Annotated in this window: 1 protein-coding gene and 1 pseudogene; both read right to left on the reverse strand. The window is 60.8% G+C overall.

Annotated features, from left to right (window positions below):
- Window positions 1-139: 139 nt before the first annotated feature.
- The gene (gene istB / locus IB267_RS33000; protein WP_371742698.1) at window positions 140-847 is read right to left on the reverse strand and encodes an IS21-like element helper ATPase IstB; all 708 of its coding nucleotides are present in this window, start codon (window positions 845-847) and stop codon (window positions 140-142) included.
- Window positions 750-2,366: pseudogene (gene istA / locus IB267_RS33005) on the reverse strand (IS21 family transposase). The gene istB and the pseudogene istA overlap by 98 nt, the downstream one beginning before the upstream one ends.
- Window positions 2,367-2,477: the final 111 nt, after the last annotated feature.

Below are 2,477 nucleotides of genomic sequence, written 5' to 3' on the forward strand. Positions count from 1 at the left end.
TGTCAATCAGCGTCCAAAATTCACCCCTTATCGGCATCCAATTTTGACCCCCTGGTGATGTAGATCAGCGCTTGGCCTGCCCGGCGCTGGCCGGGGATGCAGAGGGTAGGCCAAGTGCGGGTGATGGGCATCTTCGGCTTTAGCTTTGAGAGCGGTTCTTGAAGCGCCAGGACTCGTTCCCGGTTTCGACGATCTCGCAGTGGTGGGTCAGGCGGTCGAGGAGCGCCGTCGTCATTTTGGCGTCGCCGAACACTGTCGGCCATTCTCCAAAGGCCAGGTTCGTGGTGACGATGATCGAGGTGCGCTCGTAGAGCCTGCTGATCAGATGGAACAGCAGTTGGCCGCCTGCCTGGGCAAATGGCAGATAGCCGAGTTCATCGAGGATGATGAAGTCGAGACGGTTGAGATAGTCGGCCGTCCGCCCCTGCTTACCGCTGCGCGTTTCCGTTTCCAGCCGATTGACCAGGTCGACGACATTGAAGAAGCGCCCGCGTGTTCCGTTGCGGATCAGTGCACGGGCAATTGCAATGGCGAGGTGGCTCTTTCCGGTTCCCGTGCCGCCGACGAGGACGACGTTGCGCTGATCAGCGACGAAGGTGCCGGTCGACAGCTCCCGCACCAGGGATTCATTGACCGGCGTATTGGTGAAGTCGAAGTCGTCGATGTCCTTGGCGAGCGGCAGCTTGGCGATGCTGAGTTGGTAGCGAATGGAGCGGGCCTGCTTCTCGGCGATCTCCGACTGCAGGAGATCACCGACGATGCGCGGCGGTTCGTGCTGCCGTTTGATGCCGTTGCCCATGACCTCGTCGTAAGCGCTGCGCATTCCATAGAGCTTCAGCGTGCTCATCAGTTCGAGAACCTGTGTACGTTCCATCAGCTTGCCCTCCTGAGGCTGTCATAGCGTGCGCAGTCGGCGACCGGTTCATGGGTCAACCGCAGCGCATCCGGGGTTTGCAGGGTTGCGGCCGGAGCCGGATCACGGCTGCGGGCCAAAATGTTGAGGATCACCGGGGCCGAGCAGACGCCTTGCTCCAAAGCCTCCTGGCAGGCAGCATCGACCGCCGCCAGACCGTCGGTGGGAACGCAGCCGAGGATGGTGACCATTTGCCGATCACCGTCATGGACGCTCTTCAGCCGCCGGCGGACTTTCTCCATGGCTGCGGGCAGAACCCATTCGCGGAACGGCGCACCGTTGCGCAAAGCTCCGGGTTTGCGAGCCAGAACAGGGACATAATGCCAGGGATCGTAGACCGTCTCGCCACGGCCAAAACAACGAGGATGCTCACCGACGTTCACACCATCCTGCCGGATCACGATCTTCTCGGCATAGGCATGAACCTCGACAGGACGGCCGACCGCCGTTGAGAGGACGGAGTATTTATTGTTGTCGAAGCGGACCGTGCAGGTCTTCGACACCGAGGCCGGGACGCAATGGAAACCGTCGAACGGCCCGACGTAATGCACGAGGCTGCCGCGTTCCGCCTCGAACATCTGCCAGATCATCCGCTCGGTCTGCTCGGGATGGCGGTGTGCCTTGGCGTAGGCGATGCATTTATCGAGCAGCCAGACGTTCAGCTCTTCCAGGCTCTTGACCCGAAGGCGTGGGGTGAAGAAGCGTTCGCGCACCAGGCCAACCTGGTTCTCGACCTGGCCCTTCTCCCAGCCGGATGCGGGCGTGCAGGCAACGGGATGAACGAGATAGTGGCTGCACATCAGCAGGAAGCGGCGATTGTATTGCCTCTCCTTGCCAACGAACACGGCTTCGACCGCCGTCTTCATGTTGTCGTAGATGCCCCGTGTGCAGGTGCCCCGGAAGAAGGCGAAGGCCTTGTCATGCGCGTCGAACACCATCTCCTGGCTCTCGCGCATGTAGGCCCGGACGAACATCATCCGGCTGTGGCAGAGCCGGCGACCTTCACAGTCGTCGTCACGCCGTTGATCAGAATGATCTCGTGGCTCCAGTCGAACTGGTATGCCTCACCTGGCGCGTAGTAGAGCGGCACATAGGCTTCCGCCGTCACGGCTCCCCGGTTCTTCGCCCAAGTCTTGGCATATCGCCGGATCGCATCATAGCTGCCATCGTAACCGAGTGCCCGGACCTCCTCGTAAATCCGGATCAGCGTCAGCCGCTCACGCGACGGCTTGCCCTCATTGGCTGTCAGAAACCGCTCGATCTCGGCCTTCCACGCTCCGATCCTTGGCAGCGGTTGTCGTGCCCGTTCATAGGTAAAATCGGTCTCGTCGGAGCGCAGTATCTTGCGTACCGTGTTGCGCGACACGTGGAGTTCCCGGACGATCTTCTTCATCGACCAGCCCTGCACATGGAAGGCCCGTCGAACACGCGCAATCGTATCCACTCGCTTCAACTCCCGCTCCATCCGCCGCAAAAAGCCGGATGGTCAGATGAAATCTGAGGGGGGTCAAAATTGGACGCCGATTACCCCGCCAAGGGGGTCAAATTTGCACGCCGGAACACA

This window comes from Ensifer sp. ENS09 (assembly GCF_014852425.1).
GTDB lineage: Bacteria > Pseudomonadota > Alphaproteobacteria > Rhizobiales > Rhizobiaceae > Ensifer.